Source organism: Streptomyces sp. NPDC014733 (genome assembly GCF_043083385.1).
GTDB lineage: Bacteria > Actinomycetota > Actinomycetes > Streptomycetales > Streptomycetaceae > Streptomyces.
On the sequence record NZ_JBIBYO010000021.1, the window covers coordinates 1 to 17,565 of the forward strand.

The window sequence follows — 17,565 nt, forward strand, 5'->3', positions numbered from 1 at the left end:
GTTCGTCCATGAGGAGGACGGGTGGGTCGGCGGCGAGGGCGCGGGCGACGCCGACGCGTTGGCGCTGGCCGCCGGAGAGCTGGTCGGGGTAGCGGTGTCCGTAGACGGTCGGGTCGAGGCCGACGAGGTCGAGGAGTTCGGCGGCCCGCTCCCGGCCCTTCTTCCGCGGGATGCCCAACAGGTGGGGAACGGTCGCCGTGTTGTCCAGCACGGTCTTGTGCGGGAAGAGCCCGGTCTGCTGGATGACGTAGCCGATCCGGCGGCGCAGCTCCACGGGGTCGGTGTCCGCGATGTTCTCGCCGCCGACGTGGATGGTGCCCTCGGTGGGGTCGATGAGGCGGTTGACCATCTTCATCGTGGTGGTCTTGCCGCAGCCCGACGGGCCGACGAGGGTGACGAGTTCGCCCTCCGCGACCTCGAAGGAGAGATCGTCGACGGCGGTCGTCCCGTCCGGGTAGCGCTTGGTGACGTGCTCGAAGCGGATCATGCATTCCCCCGTTGTGGACGGTCCCCATTGTGGGCAGCGGCGCGTGAACGCGGTGTGGCGGACGTATGGCGGGCCGGTCCGGATGTCAGTGCCGGGGGATAGGGTCGCAGACAGTCACCGAAAATGTGAGCGACAGGGCGGGGGAGGTGACGGCGGATGAGCGTGCCGTGGAGCCTGACGGCGGCCGCCTGGCCGTCCGGACAGGTGCCGGCGGATCCGGGCGGTCCCTGGGTGCCGCAGGCCGCGGCGCCGGGCGGCGCCGACTGTCTGGTGGCCAACGACTGGATCTGCGGCGCCTATCTGCGCACCCGCAGCCATGAGTTGCTGGCAGCCACCGTGCAGCACATCGGCATCACCGTGGCGTCCGTGGCCCTCGGGCTGCTGATCGCCTTCCCGCTCGCGCTGCTCGCCCGGCGGCGGCGCGCGGTCGCGGGCGCCGTGCTGGGGCTGACGACGGTGCTCTACACCATCCCGTCGCTGGCCATGTTCGCGCTGCTGACCCCGGTCTTCGGCGTCTCCGTCGCGGTCGTCGTCACCGGCCTGGTGCTCTACTCCCTGACGATCCTGGTCCGCAACATCCTCGCCGGGCTCGACGCGGTGCCCGCCGAGGTCCGCGAGGCGGCCCGCGGCATGGGATACGGCCCGGCCCGGCTGCTGTTCGGGGTGGAACTCCCGCTGGCGCTCCCGGCGCTGGTCGCCGGGGTACGCATCGCCACGGTCTCCACGGTCGCGATGACGACGATCGGTTCCGTCGTCGGCTTCGGCGGTCTGGGCAATCTCATAGCCAGCGGGCTGGAGGGCTTCTTCAAGGCCGAGGTGCTGACCGCCTCCGTGCTCTGCGTGCTGCTGGCCGTCGCGGCGGACCTGCTGCTGATGGCGGTGCAGCGGCTGCTGACGCCGTGGACCCGGCCGCACGCCGGTTCCCGGCCGGGCGGCCGGCGCACCCGGGCGACGAAGGCGGTGGCCTGACGATGGACGCGCTCACAGGTGCCTGGCAGTGGCTGACGACGGCCGCCAACTGGGCGGGCGACAAGGGCGTCTGGCACCGGCTGGCGGAGCATGTGCAGATCAGCGCGGTCTGCCTGGCACTCTCCTGCCTGATCGCACTGCCGGTGGCGCTCTGGCTGGGCCATATCGGCAAGGGCGGGGCCCTGGCGGTCAACCTCTCCAACATCGGGCGGGCCGTCCCCACGTTCGCCGTGCTGGTGCTGCTGACGCTCGGTCCGCTCGGCAGTCAGGGGGAGTGGCCCACGGTCATCGCGCTGGTGCTGTTCGCGATACCGCCGCTGCTGACCAACGCCTACCTCGGGATACGCGAGGCCGACCGGGACGCCGTGGAGGCGGCCCGCGGCATGGGCATGTCCGGCCCGCAGCTCCTGTTCCGCGTCGAACTTCCCCTCGCCTATCCGCTGCTGATGACCGGAGTGCGCTCCGCGGCCGTCCAGATCGTCGCCACGGCCACGCTCGCCGCGATGGCCGGCGGCGGCGGACTGGGCCGCGTCATCACCGCCGGATTCGGCAACTACGACACCGCGCAGGTCGTCGCCGGGGCCGTCCTGGTGGCCGCGCTGGCGCTGGCCGTCGAAGGCGTGATGGTCGCCGTCGACCGGCTCTGCGACCCGGCCCGTGGCCGCCGCCGGGCCGCCCGGGCAGCCCGGAGCGGCCGCGCGCCGGGGGAGCGGCGCGGTGCGCGGGATGACGATGCGGTAGCGATCGGCGGCGCGGCCTGATGCGCGGCGCCGCCGCCCGCGTACCCTGCACCGGCCCGCCCGGCGCTCCGGGCCCGGCGGCACCCGCGGGGCCCCGGCCCCGCACCCGTACCGGACAGATCCGAGCACGGCACTCCGAACCGACGAAGCGAAGGACGATTCCATGAGCAGCACGTCGCGTGGGGCGCGCACCGCGCTCGCCGCGGGCACGGTGGTCGCGCTGGCGGCGACGCTGGCCGCCTGCGGGGGCCAGAGCCTGGAGGACAAGGGAGCGGCGCACGGAAAGGGCGGCGGCAAGGGCGAAATCGTCGTCGGCTCCGCCGTTTTCACCGAGTCGAAGGTGCTCGCGCAGATGTATTCCCAGCTGCTGGGAGCCGCCGGATACGACGCCCGCATCCAGACCCTCGACAATCGTGAACTGTATGAACCGGCCCTGGAGAAGGGCCAGATCGACGTCGTCCCCGAATATGCCTCCACCCTCGCGGAATTCCTCAACGCGAAGACCAACGGCGCGAAGGCGAAGCCCGTTGCCTCCGGTGACATCGACAAGACCGTCAGCGCGCTGAAGAAGCTCGCAGGTCCGCGCGGACTCAAGGTGCTCCCGGCCGGCGCCGCCGCAGATCAGAACGCCTTCGCGGTCACCGCCGAATTCGCCGCGAAGCACAAGCTGAAGACCCTGTCCGACCTCGGCGCCTCCGGCCAGAAGGTCACCCTCGCCGCCGGTGAGGAGTGCGAAACCAGGCCGTTCTGCAAGCCCGGGCTGGAGAAGACGTACGGCATATCGGTCGCCGGTATCGACCCGAAGGGCGTGGGCTCCCCGTCGTCCAAACAGGCCGTCAAGGAAGGTACCGATCAGGTGGTTCTGACGACCACCACCGACGCCACCCTCGACAACTTCGGGCTGGTCCTCCTCACCGACGACAAGAAGCTGCAGAACGCCGACAATGTGCTGCCCGTCGTGAATGCCAAAAGCGCAGGTGACAAGGGAATCGAGGCGGCGCTCGACAAGCTCACGGACGTCCTCACCACCAAAGATCTGATCAACTTGAACCGTAAGGTCGACGCCGAGCGGCTCAAGCCCGAGGAGGTCGCGCGGACTTATCTGGAGGCCAAGGGCCTGCTGAAGAAGTAACCACCGGGAAACGGATTGGTGGGCGGCGCCCCATCGGCCTCGGGCGCACGGTAAGTTTCTGGCCATGCCACGAGGACGCCACCGCCATTCACCACCCCTCCACCGGCTGCTTCCTCCCTCCTCGGTCGCCGGCGCGTCGATCGCCTGCGCCGCCGGGACCTGGTTCGTCGGCGACGACCTGGTGCAGCGGGTGCTCGCCGCCGGGGCCGCGGGTGCCGCGGTCACCGGCGCGGCGCTGCTGCGCGCCTGGGACCGCAAGGCCGGCAAGCGCGTCGCCGAGCTGGGCCGCGCCCGCGTCCGCGACGAGTGGCGCACCGAGGAGCGGATCGCCGAACTCGAGTCGGACGCCGAGGAGTCCCGCGAGATCCGCGCCGCCCTGGACACCAAGCTCCGCGCCAAGCGCGCCGAGCTGGCCAGACTGCGCACCGAACACGCGGACCTGCTGCGCCGCTACGCCACCTCCGAGACCGAGCGGGCCGGTGTCCTGGAGCACCGCCGTCAGCTCGCCATAGGGGCGACGGCGCCCGCCGCGGCGCTGCCCGCACCCGCCGGCGCCCCGGCGGCCGAGCGCACCGCACCGGGCGCCACCGGCGGCACGCCCCGTCAGGACGTCGCGGTGCGCCGCGGATCCGGCGTCGCGGCCGGGCCCGGTCGCCCCGCCCCGGCGACGTTCGCGCAGGCCGACCGCGCACTCCGGGAGCTGGCCCGCAACGCCGCCCGGCAGCGCGCCGCCCGCACGGAGCCGCCCGGCGGCGACCGCCCACGCGGCAGGCACGCCGCCCCGGCCGCCGCCGGCCCCGAGGCGACCCCGCCCGCCGGGCCGTCGCTGCGGCCCGTCCCGGCAGCCGCGGCGGCCGTCGCCCCGCCCGCCGCGCCCCGGCCCCCGGCCTCCCGCGAGATCGGCGGCTTCGACTTCTTCGGCAACGCGACGCCCCCGGCGCTGCCCGCGCCCATGGAGGAGGACCTGGCCGATGTCGTCGGCGACGAGGCCATAGCCGAGCAGACCGTCCGCGCCGCGGCCCGGCTCCGTCCGGCGGAGTCGGAGACGACCGGCGGCACCGGAGCCCACCGTTCCCCGGCCGAGGCCCCCGTGACCGGCCCGCAGGGCGCCGAGGCCACCGCGGAAACCACCGCTCCCGGGGCCGAGGCCCCGGCCCCGGGCACCGCCGTCGACGCCGCTCAGGACGCGGAGCCCGAGGACACGGCCACGGACGGCCCCGCCACGGAGCGCCCGGCTCCGGAGGCCACCGCCCCCGAGGCGACGGCCACCGACGACACGGCCCCCGAAAGCGCCTCCGACGAGGGTGGCGCCGAGCAGGGCACCGCCGACCCGGACGCCACCGGCAAGGACGCCACCGGCAAGGACGGCGTGGGTGAGGTCATCGACCTCACCGCCCACGACGAGACGGAACAGCTCGACCTGGCCGGCCTCCGCACCGCCATCTCGTAACCCGGACCCGTCACCCCGGCCCGTACAGCGGAAACACCGGCCCCTTCCCGAAACTCCGGGGAGGGGCCGGTGCCGTGGGCGCGCGATGCGCGCGGGGCTACTTGTCGATGTCGCCGACGACGAAGAAGAGCGACCCCAGGATCGCCACCATGTCCGCGACGAGCGTGCCCGGCAGCAGCTCCGTCAGGGCCTGGATGTTGTTGAACGAGGCGGAGCGCAGCTTCAGGCGGTACGGGGTCTTCTCGCCCTTGGAGACGAGGTAGTAGCCGTTGATGCCGAGCGGGTTCTCCGTCCACGCGTACGTCGCGCCCTCGGGGGCCTTCAGCACCTTCGGCAGCCGCTGGTTGATCGGGCCCGGCTCCAGTTCCGCCAGCCGGTCCAGGCACGCGTCGGCGAGGTCGAGGGAGTTGTGGCTCTGCTCCAGCAGGCACTCGAAGCGGGCCAGGCAGTCGCCCTCCTCCCGAGTGACGACCTTCAGCGTGTCCCGCAGCTCCGCGTAGGCGAGGTACGGCTCGTCGCGCCGCAGGTCGAAGTCGACGCCGGACGCCCGCGCGATCGGCCCCGACACCCCGTACGCGTGCACCGCCTCCCGGGAGAGGACACCGATGCCGCGGGTGCGGCCGCGGAAGATCTCGTTGCCCAGCACCAGATCGTCGAAGACGGCCATCCGCGACCGCACCTGCGCCACGGCGTGCCGCGCGCGGCCCGGCCACCCCGCGGGCAGGTCCTCCTTGAGGCCGCCGACGCGGTTGAACATGTAGTGCATCCGGCCGCCGGAGATCTCCTCCATGACCGTCTGCAACTCCTCCCGCTCCCGGAACGCATGGAAGACCGGCGTGATCCCGCCCAGCTCCAGCGGGTACGAGCCGAGGAACATCAGATGGTTGAGGACGCGGTTCAGCTCCGCCAGCAGCGTCCGCGTCCACACGGCCCGCTCGGGGACCTCCATGCCGAGCATCCGCTCGACGCCGAGGACCACCCCCAGCTCGTTGGAGAACGCCGACAGCCAGTCGTGACGGTTGGCGAGCATGATGATCTGGCGGTAGTCACGCGCCTCGAACAGCTTCTCCGCGCCGCGGTGCATATAGCCGATCACCGGCTCCGCGTGCTGGATCCGCTCGCCGTCCAGCACCAGACGCAGCCGCAGCACGCCGTGCGTGGAGGGGTGTTGCGGGCCGATGTTCAACACCATGTCGGTGCTCTCCGCCGCGCCGCCGATGCCGACCGTCGTCTCCGTCATGGGAACAGTCTCGCGCACGCCGCACGACGGCCGGAAACGCGGGCCCGCCCCGGCCCGTACCGCTCACGCCTGCGGACGCAGCAGTTCCGCACACTCCCGACCGACCGGCTCGACGAGCCAGCCGAAGCCGCCCAGACCCGCCGGATCGGTCAACTCCGCGGCGGCCCCCGCGGCCGACAGCGCCCGTACGTAACCGGCCGGATCGGTCGAGGCCAGCGTGAGCGGCGGACGGCGGCCCGTCACACCCAAGGAGCGCAGGGCCGCCCGCTGGGACAGCAGATGGCCCGTCGGACCGGCGCACGCGTCGAGCGCCACATGGGCGGTCACATCCGCCGACCCGTCCGGGACCGGCGCCACCTCACGGCCCGCACGGAAACCGGTGAGCGTCCCGAACGGCGGGCGGTCGGCCCGCGTGTGCGCATAGTCGGCGGCGACCGCCAGCCCGGCGCGCAGCGAACGGACCGCCCGCGCCCACGCCGCGTCCCGGGGCCGCCCGATCTCCCCGCGCGTCCCCGGCGCGGGCGGCGCCGCCCCCGGCGGACGCAGCGCCTCCGGGGCCAGCGCCGGCCACCACCGCGCGAGCCAGTCGGCGTCCGGCCCCTCGACCGGCCCGCCCGGCCGCTCCGCACCGTCCGCCCGGACCAGCACCCGCCGCACCCCACCGTCCGCATCCGCCGCCACGACATCGACGGGAACGTTGTCCAGCCACTCGTTCGCGAAGAGCAGCCCCACCACCGAACCCGGCTCCGGCAGCCGCGCCGACCAGCGGATCCGCCCGTCGAGACCGGCGGGGCGACCGGCGCGCTCCACGGCGTACGGGCACAGCCGCGCCGACAGACCGCGGTCCGCGTCCAGGGCGGCGAGCACACCGGTCAGCAGCTCACCGCGGCCGGCGCCGACGTCGACGAGCGCCAGCTCGTCCGGGTGCCCGAGCGCCCCGTCCACCTCCCGCAGCAGCCGCGCGACCGCCCCGGCGAACAGCGGCGAGACATGCACCGACGTGCGGAAATGGCCCGCGGGGCCGGGGCCGCCGGGCCGGGTGTAGAAACCGTCGGGCCCGTACAGGGCCGCCTCCGCCGCATCCCGCCAGCCGCACCACTCACTCGTCACGGGGCCACGGTACGGGGCACCGCACGGCGCACCGGCAGGGCCGGGCGGGGCGTGCGCGGCAGCCCGCGCGCCCCGCGGCCGGTTCGGTCTCCTCCCCGCCCGCGCCCCGTCTCCACCTTCCGGAGTAGGGCGGTCCGGCAGGATCGCTCCTCCGGTTGACCTCACCGGCGACCCGCCCTGCCTACGCTGGGTGACGTGCAGCGTCTCTACGACTTCTTCCGCCGGCACCCCACGGGGGTGGACACCTTCTGGGCTGTCTTCTTTCTGGCGTTCAACGGTCTGTGGGTCGTCTCGCCGCACGAGGGGACGTCGACCCTCACCGCCGTCCTCATCACCTTCGCCCTCTGCACCGTCATCGCGCTGCGCCGCAAATGGCCCGAGCGGATGCTGCTGTTGTCCGTCCTCGTCGGCCTCGCCCAGCTGATCCTCGACGTGGGCTTCAACCCGGCCGACTTCGTGATGCTCGTCATCGTCTACACCGCCGCCTCCGGCACCACCCGCTGGGCGTCCCGGCTGGCGCTGACCGGTGCCTGCCTCGCGCCGAGCCTCTTCCTGATGCGCTTCGGCGAGCCGACCCCCGCGCGGCCCGTCTGGGAGGCGGCGTTCGTCACCGTCCTGTTCACCGCCCCCTTCATCCTCGCCTGGGTGCTCGGCGACTCCGTCCGCACCCGGCGCGCGTACTGGGCGCAGGTCCAGGAGAAGGCGGACCGGCTGGAGAAGGAGCGTGAGGCGCAGGCCCGCATCGCCGTCGCCGCCGAACGCGCCCGCATCGCCCGCGAACTCCACGACGTCGTCGCCCACAACGTCTCCGTCATGGTCGTCCAGGCCGACGGCGCCGCCTACGTCCTCGACAGCGCGCCCGACCAGGCCCGGCAGGCGCTGGAGACCATCTCCGGCACCGGACGGCAGGCCCTGGCCGAGATGCGGCGGCTGCTCGGCGTGCTGCGCACCGGCGAACAGCCCGAGGGCGGCGAGTACGTACCGCAGCCCGGTGTGGAGCAGCTCACCGACCTCATCGAGCAGGTGCGCGGCGCCGGACTGCCGGTCGACTTCCGCGTCGACGGCACCGCGCGCCCGCTGCCCAGCGGCGTCGCGCTCACCGCGTACCGCATCGTCCAGGAAGCGCTCACCAACACCCGCAAGCACGGCGGCCCGGACGCCGGCGCCACGGTCCGCGTCACCTACGGGGACGCCGAACTGGAACTCCTCATCGAGGACGACGGCCGCGGCGCGCAGAGCGAGCTGTACGAGGAGGGCGGGGCGGACGGTCTCGGCCACGGCCTCATCGGTATGCGCGAGCGGGTCGGCATGGTCGGCGGCAGCCTGGAGGCGGGGCCGCGCGACGGCGGCGGCTTCCGTATCGACGCGGTGTTGCCGCTGCGGCCCGAACGGTGAGGCCCGTGGCCGGATGCCGGTGGTGAGCTCCACCGGTGAGTTCCGGGGGGCCGCCGCGGCGGCCGCCGCCCGGGGCGTGGTTCCATGCGTCCGTCCCCTCCCGTTCCTGCGCTCCGCGCCCCGTCGTTCCGCGCCCTCTCCTTCCGCGCACTTCCGTTCCGCGCCCCGCCGTTCCGCATCCGAAGGGAACCCCCTGCCATGACCATCCGCGTGATGCTCGTCGACGACCAGGCGCTCTTGCGCACCGGCTTCCGGATGGTGCTGGCGGCCCAGCCCGACATGGAGGTCGTCGCCGAGGCGGGCAACGGTGTGGAGGCGCTGGAGGTGCTGCGGGCCACCAAGGTCGACGTGATCCTCATGGACGTCCGGATGCCGCACCTGGACGGCGTCGAGGCGACGCGGCGGATCTGCGGCGACGGCCGCGCCGCGGACGCGCCGAAGGTACTGATCCTCACCACCTTCGACCTGGACGAGTACGCGTTCTCCGCGCTCAAGGCCGGGGCCAGCGGCTTCATGCTCAAGGACGTGCCGCCGGACGAACTGCTCACCGCGATCCGCGCCGTGCACAGCGGCGACGCGGTCGTCGCGCCGTCGACCACCCGCCGGCTGCTGGACCGCTTCACGCCGATGCTGCCCGCCACCCACGCCGAGCCGACCCGCCCCGAACTGGGCCGGCTGACGGAGCGGGAACGGGAGGTCCTGCTACTGGTCGCCCAGGGCCTGTCGAACGGGGAGATCGCGGCGCGGCTGGTGCTCTCCGAGGCCACGGTCAAGACCCATGTCGGCCGCATCCTCACCAAGCTGAACCTGCGCGACCGCGTCCAGGCCGTGGTCCTCGCGTACGAGTCGGGGCTGGTGCGGGCGGGGGGCGGCGGAGCCGCGGGCTGAGGTGCGGGTCGAGGGGTGGGGACACCGCGTCGTGGGAGCGTGCGGGCCCGTCCGCCGGGCGGGCTGCGGGCCGTGCTCCGGGCGGGCGCCGACGCGTGCTCCGGGCGGGCGATCCTGGCGGGCCGGCCGACGGCGCCCCGTGCGACTCCTTGACGGGGACACGTAAACGGGAGCAGATTGGGCCCGCTCGGTAAGGAAACTTTCCTAATCGAAGGGTTCCCCAGTGCGGACAAGAAACCTTGCCCTCGCCACCGTCGCCGGCGCCGCGCTGCTCACCGCAGCCGCCCTGCCGGCCTCCGCCCAGGCCACCGCGCCCACCGCCGCAGCCCGGGCCCACCCCGTCCAGGAAGGCAGCGTCAGCGCCGCCGACCTGCTGGCCAAGCTCAAGGACTGCCACCAGATCTCCAACGGCAAGTACCGCACCGACGCGGAGACCTCCGCCACGGTCCCCGTCTGCGGCACGAACGGCGCGGTCTTCTGGAAGGCCGACATGGACATCGACTGCGATGGCCAGATCACCGACCAGTGCAACGAACGGACCGACCCCTGGTTCCAGGACGACACCCGCTTCCACCAGTCGGACGGCAAACCGCTCAGCGCCGCCGAACTGCCCTTCGTCGTCGTCCCCAGCTCCAGCAGCATCTGGGACTACACCAAGGACGGCATCGACGGCGGCGGCGTCGTCGCCGTCATCTACAACAACCAGGTCGAATACGCCGTCGTCGGGGACACCGGACCCGACAAGATCATCGGCGAGGCGTCCTACGCGACCGCCAAGAGCCTGGGGATAGACCCCGACCCGGAGACCGGCGGCGCCGACTCCGGCGTCACCTACCTCCTCTTCAAGAACTCCAAGGCGTCGCCCATCGAACGCCACTCCCCGGCCTACACCGGGGGGGACGCGGTGCCAAACATGTTCCGGCTGCATAACTGGGGGGGGGGGGGGGGGGGGGGGGCTCCCCCTCCCCCCCCTGCCCCCCACCCCTCCCTCCCCACCACCCCCTACCGCAGGACCCCCTCCAGGAAGTCGCTGCCGAGGCGTGCGACCACCTGGAGGTCCAGCTGGTGCAGCACGTAGCGGCCGCGGCGCCGGGTCTGGATGAGCCCGGCCTTCTTGAGCGTCGCGATGTGCCGGGACACCTCGGGCGACGTGATGCCGAACGCGTTCGCCAACTCGCCGGTCGTGTGCGGTCCGCGCGACAGCGACCGGCACAGCTTCATCCGCATCGGGTGCGCCAGCGCGTCGAGCCGCTGGTGGACGAGTTCCAGCGTGGCCGGCGCCGGCAACTCGGGGCTCGCCACCGGGTACTGGATCACCGGCCGCCAGCCCGGCGCATGGCTGACCAGCAGATGAGGCCAGCCGAACGACGTCGGGACGAACGTCACCCCCGGGTCGTCGCCGTCCTCGAACGCAGTGGTGCGGCCCCCGGCGAGCTTGTCGACGAGGATGCGTGCGGTGCCGCCCGGCCCGCTCTCCAGGGAGAGCGCGGTCGAGGTGGCAGGCAGGGTCTCGGCGAGGCCCTTGCGGCGCAGCAGCTCCGTCTTGTGCCGGGCGTCGGCGGTGAGCTGTATGCCGACGCGTCGCCAGATGTCTCCGAAGAACGCCTCCTCACAGTCTTCGAACAGCCTCCTGAGCCAGATCCGCAGCCCGTCCGGGTCGGTGAGCATCCGGTCGGTGAACGCTGCCTGCCGCGGTCCGCGGGCCGCGGCCATCTCCCGTACGCGGGCGCGCTCCTCCGCGTCCACGAGGGGCGACGGTGTGCAGCGGGCGTACGAGGTGGAGCAGGTGATCTCGAAGGCGGCGGCCACGAACCGTTCGTCGTCGATCGTGTCCATCGCATCGAGGTCGTCGGCCAGCGTCGCTCCCGGGCGGGCCGGCAGCAGCAGGTCCGAACGGGCGGACCGCCACAGGAAGTCCGCCTCGCAGAGCCGGTCGGCGAGGTCGGTCTTCAGCGCGGACGAGGTCGCCGTGACCCAGCCGTGCAGCCCCGGGTGATGGCCCGGTTCGGACAGCGCGTGGAGCGCGGCGCCCAGCTCCGCGAGCGGCGACGGCGAGAAGACGATGCGCTCGGGCGGCAGCCCGGTGATGTCGATGACGTTGGCCATGTCCTCATCATGCGTCCGCCCGGGACCTGCGGGAACGTCGTTTGACCGCTTCCGTCAATCGATGCGCGCCACCGCCCGGGGCGGCCCCACAGTGAAGCCATGAACGCCAACCAGCAGCACCTTCTCGACGCCTACCGTGCCGCACAGCGGGGCGAGGCCCCGCCCGTCCAGCCGGGCGCCGGCACCGTCCGCGCCGTCCGCGAGGTTCTCCTGTGGAGACGGTTCGCCTCCGTCGTCACCGACCCCGCCGATCGCTTCCCGGCCCGCGCCCTGCGCGCCGTCCGGAGCCTGGGGGCGTCCCTCCGCCGTCCCCGTCCGCTCCACCGCGATCCGTCCGCGTCCGGCGCCGTCGTGCGGCCCGCGGCCGGGCACCCGGTCCGCACCGGGCGACCCGCCGGGACCGATGCCCGCCGCGCCGCCTCCCCGTGCAGCTGAGGGGTGCCACCGACGCGGGCCCGGCGCCGTACCCTGCCGCCCACCGGACCGGGCCCGGACCGGACCAGCCCGGACCGGCCGCTCAGGCGGCGCCTATCCGCGTGATGAACTCCGCCGACGCCGTCCGTATCTCGTCCGCCGTCCACTCCAGTGCGGGTGCCTGCACCGTCACCTCCGTGGTCGCCAGGCCCGGGGTGGCGTCCTCGAACCAGGTCGGGAAGAGGCTCGTCCCCGTCTCCCGCGCCTGCCGCAGACCGGCGTCGTTCAACGCCTGCGCCGGATAAGGCAGCCACAGCCGGAACTGATGGGTGTGCGGTTCCTGCGGATGTATGCGGAACCACGGCGCGGACGACCCGGACAACCCCTCCGCCAGGGCCTGTGCGACGACCTTCGCCTGCGCGACGTAGCCGGGCAGGCGCGGCAGTTCGGTGTCCAGCCCGATGAGCGCGGTCAGTGCCGTGGGCCACTGCTGGAAGAGCTGTCCGCCGTAGCGGTGCCGCCAGGCGCGGGTCTCCTCGATGAAGCTCTCGCTGCCCACCAGGGCGGCTCCGCCGATGCCGCCGAGCGACTTGTAGAACGAGACGTAGACGCTGTCGGCGAGGGCGGCGATCTCCGGGAGCCCGCGCCCGAAGTGGGGCGTGCACTCCCACAGGCGCGCCCCGTCGAAGTGGACCACCGCGTCCCGCTCCCGGGCCGCCTCGACGGTCGCCGTCAGCTCCTCCCACTCCGGCAGCACGAATCCCGCGTCCCGCAGCGGCAGTTCCAACGCCAGGGTGCCGAACGGCTCCTGCAGGGCGTGGATCTCGTCGGCCGTCGGGGGGCGCGGATCCGCGGTCGGGTGGATCATCCGCAGGCCGCTGACCGTGGCGTACGCGTCGCGCTCGTGGACCTCCAGGTGGGACAGCGGGTGGCCGGCGACGGTGGCGTTGCCGGTGCGCCCGGCCCAGCAGCGCAGCGCCACCTGCTGCGCCATCGTCCCGGTGGGGAAGAACGCGGCGGCCTCGCCGCCCAGGGCTTCGGCGGTGCGGCGCTCCAGCTCGCCGACGATGCCGTCGTCGTTGCCGTACTGGTCGGGCCAGGCGTCGAGGTCGTAGGCGCCCGGGGCGCTCGCGGCGAGGGCGTCGAGGCGTTCGCGGAGGGTCTGCGGCCGGGCGGCCAGGGTCCGCCGCGCGCCGTGCGCCGCCGTGAGCCGGCGGTGCCGGCCGGCACCGGGCCCTCCGCCAGGGCCGGTGTCCGCCTCGGGAGGTGTGTGCCGGTCGGGCTGCCGGGTGGGCTGGTCGTGGTCGTGCCGGGTGTTGCCATGCATGGTGTCCCCCGTCCGTGCCGGTCTCCGCCGAGCCGGTGCTCCGCGGCGTTGCCTCGATGATGTCGTACGCGGCGCTGCCGCCGCCCGGCCTGTGGACAAGTCTCCGGAGAGCACCGACGACACGTCTCTGACCTGCGGGAATCGTCCGTCAAGGGTGTTGCGGAAAAATGGTGGGGCGGGCGTCGCGGGCTCGCGGGCGGCGCCCGTCGGCGGGTCCGGCGGCGGCCGGGCGGTGCCGATCGCCGGGCCCGGGCCGGGCGGAGACACTCGCGTAGCATGGCGATGAATCGTCCGGTACCCCCTGAGGACTGGAACGGAAGGCCATCGCCACGTGAACGCAATCCCGCCCATCGAGGCCCAGGACCGCCCGGCCCGACTGACCGTCGGCGTTGTCGGAGCCGGTCGCGTCGGCCCCGCTCTCGCCGCGTCGCTACAGCTCGCCGGGCACCGTCCGGTCGCTGTCTCGGGGGTCTCCGACGCCTCCGTACGGCGCGCGGCGGCCCTGCTGCCCGAGGTGCCGCTGGTGCCGCCGGCCGAGGTGCTGGCCCGCGCCGACCTCGTCCTGCTGACCGTCCCCGACGACGCGCTGGCCGGGCTCGTCGCGGGCCTCGCCGAGACCGGAGCCGTACGCCCGGGGCAGCTGCTCGTGCACACCTCGGGCCGCTACGGGACGGCGGTGCTGGACCCGGCCACCCGGGCGGGCGCGCTGCCGCTCTCGCTGCACCCGGCGATGACGTTCACGGGTACCCCCGTCGACGTGCAGCGGCTGGCCGGTTGCTCCTTCGGGATCACCTCGCCCGAGGAGCTGCGGATGGCCGCCGAGGCCCTGGTCATCGAGATGGGCGGGGAGCCCGAGTGGATCGCGGAGGAGTCCCGTCCGCTCTACCACGCGGCGCTGGCGATCGGCGCGAACCACCTGGTCACGCTGGTCGCGCAGGCGATGGAGCTGCTGCGCACCGCCGGGGTCGGGGCGCCGGACCGGATGCTCGGCCCGCTGCTCGGCGCGGCCCTCGACAACGCCCTCCGCTCCGGTGACGCGGCCCTGACCGGCCCGGTGGCGCGCGGCGACGCCGGCACCGTGGCCGCGCACGTCGCCGAGTTGCGCAGGCACGCGCCGCAGGCCGTCGCCGGCTACCTGGCGATGGCCCGTACGACGGCCGACCGGGCACTGGCGCACGGCCTGCTCAAACCGGAGCTGGCCGAGGACCTGCTCGGCGTCCTCGCCGACCCCGCGCCCCGTGGGGACAAGGGCTCCCAGAGTGAAGAAGGACCTGAGGGAGACGACGCCCGATGACCACCGCCACCCCGGGCCCGCACCCGGCTTCCGCCCCAGCTCAGGGCGGTGTCCCCCGCCTCCTCCACACCGCCGCCGCACTGCGCGCCACGGCGCGCGGCGACGGTCCGCGCGCCGTCGTCATGACCATGGGCGCCCTCCACGAAGGGCACGCCACCTTGGTGCGCGCCGCCCGGGACCGGGTGGGGCCGCGGGGCCAGGTGGTCGTCACGGTCTTCGTCAATCCGCTGCAGTTCGGCGCGGGCGAGGACCTCGACCGCTATCCGCGCACCCTGGACGCCGATGTCCGCATCGCCGCCGCGGCGGGCGCCGACGTCGTCTTCGCCCCGTCCGTCGAGGAGGTCTACCCGGGTGGCGAACCGCAGGTCAGGATCGCCGCCGGGCCCATGGGCACGCTCCTGGAGGGCGCCAGCCGCCCCGGGCACTTCGACGGTGTCCTCACCGTCGTCGCCAAGCTGCTGCATCTGACCGGCCCGGACGTGGCGCTCTTCGGCGAGAAGGACGCACAGCAGCTCGCCGTCATCACCAGGATGGCCGCCGACCTGAACTTCCCGGTGGAGATCGTCGGCGTCCCCACCGTCCGGGAGGACGACGGGCTGGCCCGCTCCAGCCGCAACCGCTACCTCTCCGCCGATGAGCGCCGTACCGCCCTGGCGCTGTCCACGGCGCTGTTCGCGGCCCGGGACCGGCTCACCGCCGAGGAGGCGCTGCGCGCCCGCGCCGGGTCCGACGGGCCCCGCTCACAGCGCCGCTCCGAGGCGCTCGCCGCCCTCGGCGAGGAACGGGCCGCCGCGGACGCCCACGCCGTCGCCCGGGCCGCCGCGAGGCGCCCGGGTCCCGCCGTGGCGCGCGCCGCCGCCCACGCCGTCCTCACCGACGCCGCCCACCTCGAACCGCCGCTGGAGCTGGACTACCTCGCGCTCGTCGACCCGTCGGACTTCACCGAGGTCCCCGAGGGCTACGAGGGCGAAGCGGTCCTGGCGCTCGCCGCCCGGGTCGGCACCACCCGCCTCATCGACAACATCCGCCTCCACTTCGGGCCCCGCACCGCCCCGGCGGACGCGCACACCCCGGGCGCGGGCGAGGGGGCCGTGCGCCCCCGCGGCGGGACGGCCGTAACCTCACCGCAGGCCCCCGGCGGGGCCCCGTCCGACAAACCCCAAGGCCCCCTCGGAGCGTCCTGATGACCGCCACCGGAACAGGCACCGTCCCCGGCCCCACCGGCATACGGCTGACCGCGCCCGCCCCGGGCTGGGCCATCGACGCCGATGTGGTCGTCGTGGGCTCCGGCGTCGCGGGCCTGACCGCCGCGCTGCGCTGCGCCGCCGCCGGACGCCGCACCGTCGTCGTCACCAAGGCGCGCCTGGACGACGGCTCCACCCGGTGGGCGCAGGGCGGCATCGCCGCCGCCCTGGGGGAGGGCGACACCCCCGAGCAGCACCTGGCGGACACCCTCGTCGCCGGCGCCGGACTCTGCGACGAGGAGGCGGTCCGCACCCTCGTCACCGAAGGGCCCGCCGCCGTGGGCCGCCTGATCGAGGCGGGCGCCCGGTTCGACACCACCCCGGGGGGCGAGGACATCGCGCTCACCCGGGAGGGCGGCCACCACCGGCGCCGTATCGCGCACGCCGGGGGCGACGCGACGGGCGCGGAGATCTCCCGGGCGCTGGTCGCCGCGGTCCGCGAAGCCGGGCTGCGCACCATCGAGAACGCGCTCGTCCTCGACCTGCTGACCGACGGGCGGGGCCGGACCGCGGGCGTCACCCTGCATGTGATGGGCGAGGGCCGCCACGACGGCGTGGGCGCCGTGCACGCCCCCGCCGTGGTCCTCGCCACCGGCGGCATGGGCCAGGTCTTCTCCGCCACCACCAACCCGGCCGTCTCCACCGGCGACGGCGTCGCCCTCGCCCTGCGGGCCGGGGCGGAGGTCTCCGACCTGGAGTTCGTGCAGTTCCACCCGACGGTCCTCTACCTGGGCGCGGAAGCGGAAGGGCAGCAGCCGCTCATCTCCGAGGCGGTCCGCGGCGAGGGCGCCCACCTGGTCGACGCGGACGGCCACCGCTTCATGGCCGGACAGCACGAACTCGCCGAACTCGCCCCGCGCGACATCGTCGCCAAGGCGATCATGCGCCGCGCCCACGAGTCCGGCAGCGACCACATGTTCCTCGACGCCCGCCACTTCGGTGCCGCCATGTGGGAGACCCGCTTCCCCACCATCCTCGCGGCCTGCCGCAGCCACGGCATCGACCCCGTCACCCAGCCGATTCCGGTGGCCCCGGCCGCCCACTACGCCTCCGGGGGCATCCGCACCGACCTGTGGGGCCGCACGACCGTCCCCGGGCTCTACGCCTGCGGTGAGGTCGCCTGCACCGGCGTCCACGGGGCGAACCGCCTCGCCTCCAACTCCCTCCTGGAGGGCCTGGTCTTCGCGGAACGCATCGCGGCGGACCTCACCCGGGGCGAGCCGGGCCCCGCCCCCCGGGGAGCGACGGCCCCCGACACCTCCCCGGAGGCCACCGCCCTCCCCCTCCTCGCCCCTGAGGCACGCGTCCAGGTGCAGCGCGTCATGACGGAGGGCGCCGGGGTGCTGCGCAGCGCCGGCAGCCTCGCGAGGGCCGCCGCCGCGCTCGACCGGCTCCACCGGGACGCGGCCACGGCGACCGGAGACGCCGCCGCCGACCTCAAGACGCCCGAGCCCGGCGTCGAGGCGTGGGAGGCCACCAACCTGCTGTGTGTCGCCCGGGTCCTCGTCGCCGCGGCGCAGCGCCGCGAGGAGACCCGCGGCTGCCACTGGCGCGAGGACCACCCCGGACGCGACGACGCCACCTGGCGCCGCCACTTCCGCATCACTCTCGGCACCGGCCGCACCCTGTCCGTCCACACCACGGAGACCGCCGCCTTCCCGCCGACGGCCCCGGGCGCACCGGGCACGAGCGCGCCCACCCCCGGCGCACCGACCGCCTGACGCGCCCCCACCGACCGCCACACCACCCGCCACCACCCGCCTCTTCCC

15 protein-coding genes and 1 pseudogene are annotated in these 17,565 nt (G+C 74.3%); 11 read left to right on the top strand and 5 right to left on the bottom strand.

The features are described 5' to 3' along the window. Positions 1-487 (bottom strand): ATP-binding cassette domain-containing protein (locus ACF1BH_RS29255; RefSeq protein ID WP_391647365.1); only part of this gene is annotated, 487 nt, incomplete at its 3' end. 156 nt (positions 488-643) lie between these two features. Here ACF1BH_RS29255 and ACF1BH_RS29260 point away from each other — a divergent pair. The 4 genes from ACF1BH_RS29260 (at position 644) to ACF1BH_RS29275 (ending at position 4,778) form a co-directional block, all read left to right on the top strand. Continuing rightward, a complete protein-coding gene (locus ACF1BH_RS29260) occupies positions 644-1,456 on the top strand; it encodes an ABC transporter permease (protein WP_391647367.1) in 813 nt (270 codons plus the stop codon). A 2-nt stretch (positions 1,457-1,458) separates the two neighbouring features. Then, positions 1,459-2,217 carry an ABC transporter permease gene (locus tag ACF1BH_RS29265; protein WP_391647369.1) on the top strand — a complete coding sequence of 253 codons (759 nt, stop codon included), beginning with the start codon at positions 1,459-1,461 and terminating at the stop codon, positions 2,215-2,217. 142 nt (positions 2,218-2,359) lie between these two features. Then, the gene (locus ACF1BH_RS29270) at positions 2,360-3,328 is read left to right on the top strand and encodes an ABC transporter substrate-binding protein (RefSeq protein WP_391647371.1); all 969 of its coding nucleotides are present in this window, start codon (positions 2,360-2,362) and stop codon (positions 3,326-3,328) included. Between the two features lie 64 nt (positions 3,329-3,392). After that, on the top strand, positions 3,393-4,778 hold the full coding sequence (locus ACF1BH_RS29275; protein WP_391647373.1) for a hypothetical protein: 1,386 nt from the start codon (positions 3,393-3,395) through the stop codon (positions 4,776-4,778). A gap of 97 nt (positions 4,779-4,875) precedes the next feature. Here ACF1BH_RS29275 and ACF1BH_RS29280 read toward each other — a convergent pair whose 3' ends face one another. Continuing rightward, positions 4,876-6,018: an NADH-quinone oxidoreductase subunit D gene (locus ACF1BH_RS29280; RefSeq protein ID WP_391647375.1), complete on the bottom strand. Its 1,143-nt coding sequence runs from the start codon at positions 6,016-6,018 to the stop codon at positions 4,876-4,878. 63 nt (positions 6,019-6,081) lie between these two features. Next, a complete protein-coding gene (locus tag ACF1BH_RS29285) occupies positions 6,082-7,128 on the bottom strand; it encodes an SAM-dependent methyltransferase (protein ID WP_391647377.1) in 1,047 nt (348 codons plus the stop codon). Positions 7,129-7,323: 195 nt separating this feature from the next. Between ACF1BH_RS29285 and ACF1BH_RS29290 the strand changes: the two genes are divergently transcribed. The 3 genes and pseudogenes from ACF1BH_RS29290 to ACF1BH_RS29300 all read left to right on the top strand — a co-directional run. Further along, a complete protein-coding gene (locus ACF1BH_RS29290; protein ID WP_391647379.1) occupies positions 7,324-8,523 on the top strand; it encodes a sensor histidine kinase in 1,200 nt (399 codons plus the stop codon). Positions 8,524-8,721: 198 nt separating this feature from the next. Continuing rightward, positions 8,722-9,411 carry a response regulator gene (locus ACF1BH_RS29295; RefSeq protein ID WP_391647381.1) on the top strand — a complete coding sequence of 230 codons (690 nt, stop codon included), beginning with the start codon at positions 8,722-8,724 and terminating at the stop codon, positions 9,409-9,411. A gap of 223 nt (positions 9,412-9,634) precedes the next feature. Beyond that, positions 9,635-10,342, top strand: a pseudogene (locus ACF1BH_RS29300) (glycoside hydrolase family 75 protein); the annotation flags it as partial. A gap of 71 nt (positions 10,343-10,413) precedes the next feature. On the opposite strand, the gene ACF1BH_RS29305 reads toward ACF1BH_RS29300, so the two are convergent. Continuing rightward, a complete protein-coding gene (locus ACF1BH_RS29305) occupies positions 10,414-11,517 on the bottom strand; it encodes a DUF5937 family protein (RefSeq protein WP_391647383.1) in 1,104 nt (367 codons plus the stop codon). A gap of 99 nt (positions 11,518-11,616) precedes the next feature. Here ACF1BH_RS29305 and ACF1BH_RS29310 point away from each other — a divergent pair, with 99 nt between their 5' ends. Beyond that, a complete protein-coding gene (locus ACF1BH_RS29310; protein WP_391647385.1) occupies positions 11,617-11,952 on the top strand; it encodes a hypothetical protein in 336 nt (111 codons plus the stop codon). An 82-nt stretch (positions 11,953-12,034) separates the two neighbouring features. On the opposite strand, the gene ACF1BH_RS29315 is transcribed toward ACF1BH_RS29310, so the two are convergent. After that, positions 12,035-13,258, bottom strand: a complete 1,224-nt coding sequence (locus tag ACF1BH_RS29315; protein WP_391647387.1) for a threonine aldolase family protein — start codon at positions 13,256-13,258, stop codon at positions 12,035-12,037. Positions 13,259-13,589: 331 nt separating this feature from the next. Here ACF1BH_RS29315 and ACF1BH_RS29320 point away from each other — a divergent pair, with 331 nt between their 5' ends. From ACF1BH_RS29320 to ACF1BH_RS29330, 3 genes are read left to right on the top strand one after another with little or no spacing between them, the layout of a single operon-like run. Further along, complete coding sequence (locus tag ACF1BH_RS29320) at positions 13,590-14,552, top strand: Rossmann-like and DUF2520 domain-containing protein (protein ID WP_391647389.1); 963 nt, start codon at positions 13,590-13,592, stop codon at positions 14,550-14,552. Next, the gene (gene panC / locus ACF1BH_RS29325) at positions 14,549-15,736 is read left to right on the top strand and encodes a pantoate--beta-alanine ligase (protein WP_391647391.1); all 1,188 of its coding nucleotides are present in this window, start codon (positions 14,549-14,551) and stop codon (positions 15,734-15,736) included. The genes ACF1BH_RS29320 and panC overlap by 4 nt, the downstream gene beginning before the upstream one ends. Then, positions 15,736-17,517 (top strand): L-aspartate oxidase, encoded by a 1,782-nt coding sequence (locus ACF1BH_RS29330; RefSeq protein WP_391647393.1) that lies wholly within the window; start codon positions 15,736-15,738, stop codon positions 17,515-17,517. The genes panC and ACF1BH_RS29330 overlap by 1 nt, the downstream gene beginning before the upstream one ends. Positions 17,518-17,565 lie beyond the last annotated feature (48 nt).

Coding starts and splice junctions, on each gene's coding strand:
- panC (WP_391647391.1), top strand. CDS start 14,549: ATGACCACCGCCACCCCGGGCCCGCACCCGGCTTCCGCCCCAGCTCAG.
- ACF1BH_RS29315 (WP_391647387.1), bottom strand. CDS start 13,258: ATGCATGGCAACACCCGGCACGACCACGACCAGCCCACCCGGCAGCCC.
- ACF1BH_RS29330 (WP_391647393.1), top strand. CDS start 15,736: ATGACCGCCACCGGAACAGGCACCGTCCCCGGCCCCACCGGCATACGG.
- ACF1BH_RS29295 (WP_391647381.1), top strand. CDS start 8,722: ATGACCATCCGCGTGATGCTCGTCGACGACCAGGCGCTCTTGCGCACC.
- ACF1BH_RS29260 (WP_391647367.1), top strand. CDS start 644: ATGAGCGTGCCGTGGAGCCTGACGGCGGCCGCCTGGCCGTCCGGACAG.
- ACF1BH_RS29305 (WP_391647383.1), bottom strand. CDS start 11,517: ATGGCCAACGTCATCGACATCACCGGGCTGCCGCCCGAGCGCATCGTC.
- ACF1BH_RS29280 (WP_391647375.1), bottom strand. CDS start 6,018: ATGACGGAGACGACGGTCGGCATCGGCGGCGCGGCGGAGAGCACCGAC.
- ACF1BH_RS29265 (WP_391647369.1), top strand. CDS start 1,459: ATGGACGCGCTCACAGGTGCCTGGCAGTGGCTGACGACGGCCGCCAAC.
- ACF1BH_RS29310 (WP_391647385.1), top strand. CDS start 11,617: ATGAACGCCAACCAGCAGCACCTTCTCGACGCCTACCGTGCCGCACAG.
- ACF1BH_RS29270 (WP_391647371.1), top strand. CDS start 2,360: ATGAGCAGCACGTCGCGTGGGGCGCGCACCGCGCTCGCCGCGGGCACG.
- ACF1BH_RS29275 (WP_391647373.1), top strand. CDS start 3,393: ATGCCACGAGGACGCCACCGCCATTCACCACCCCTCCACCGGCTGCTT.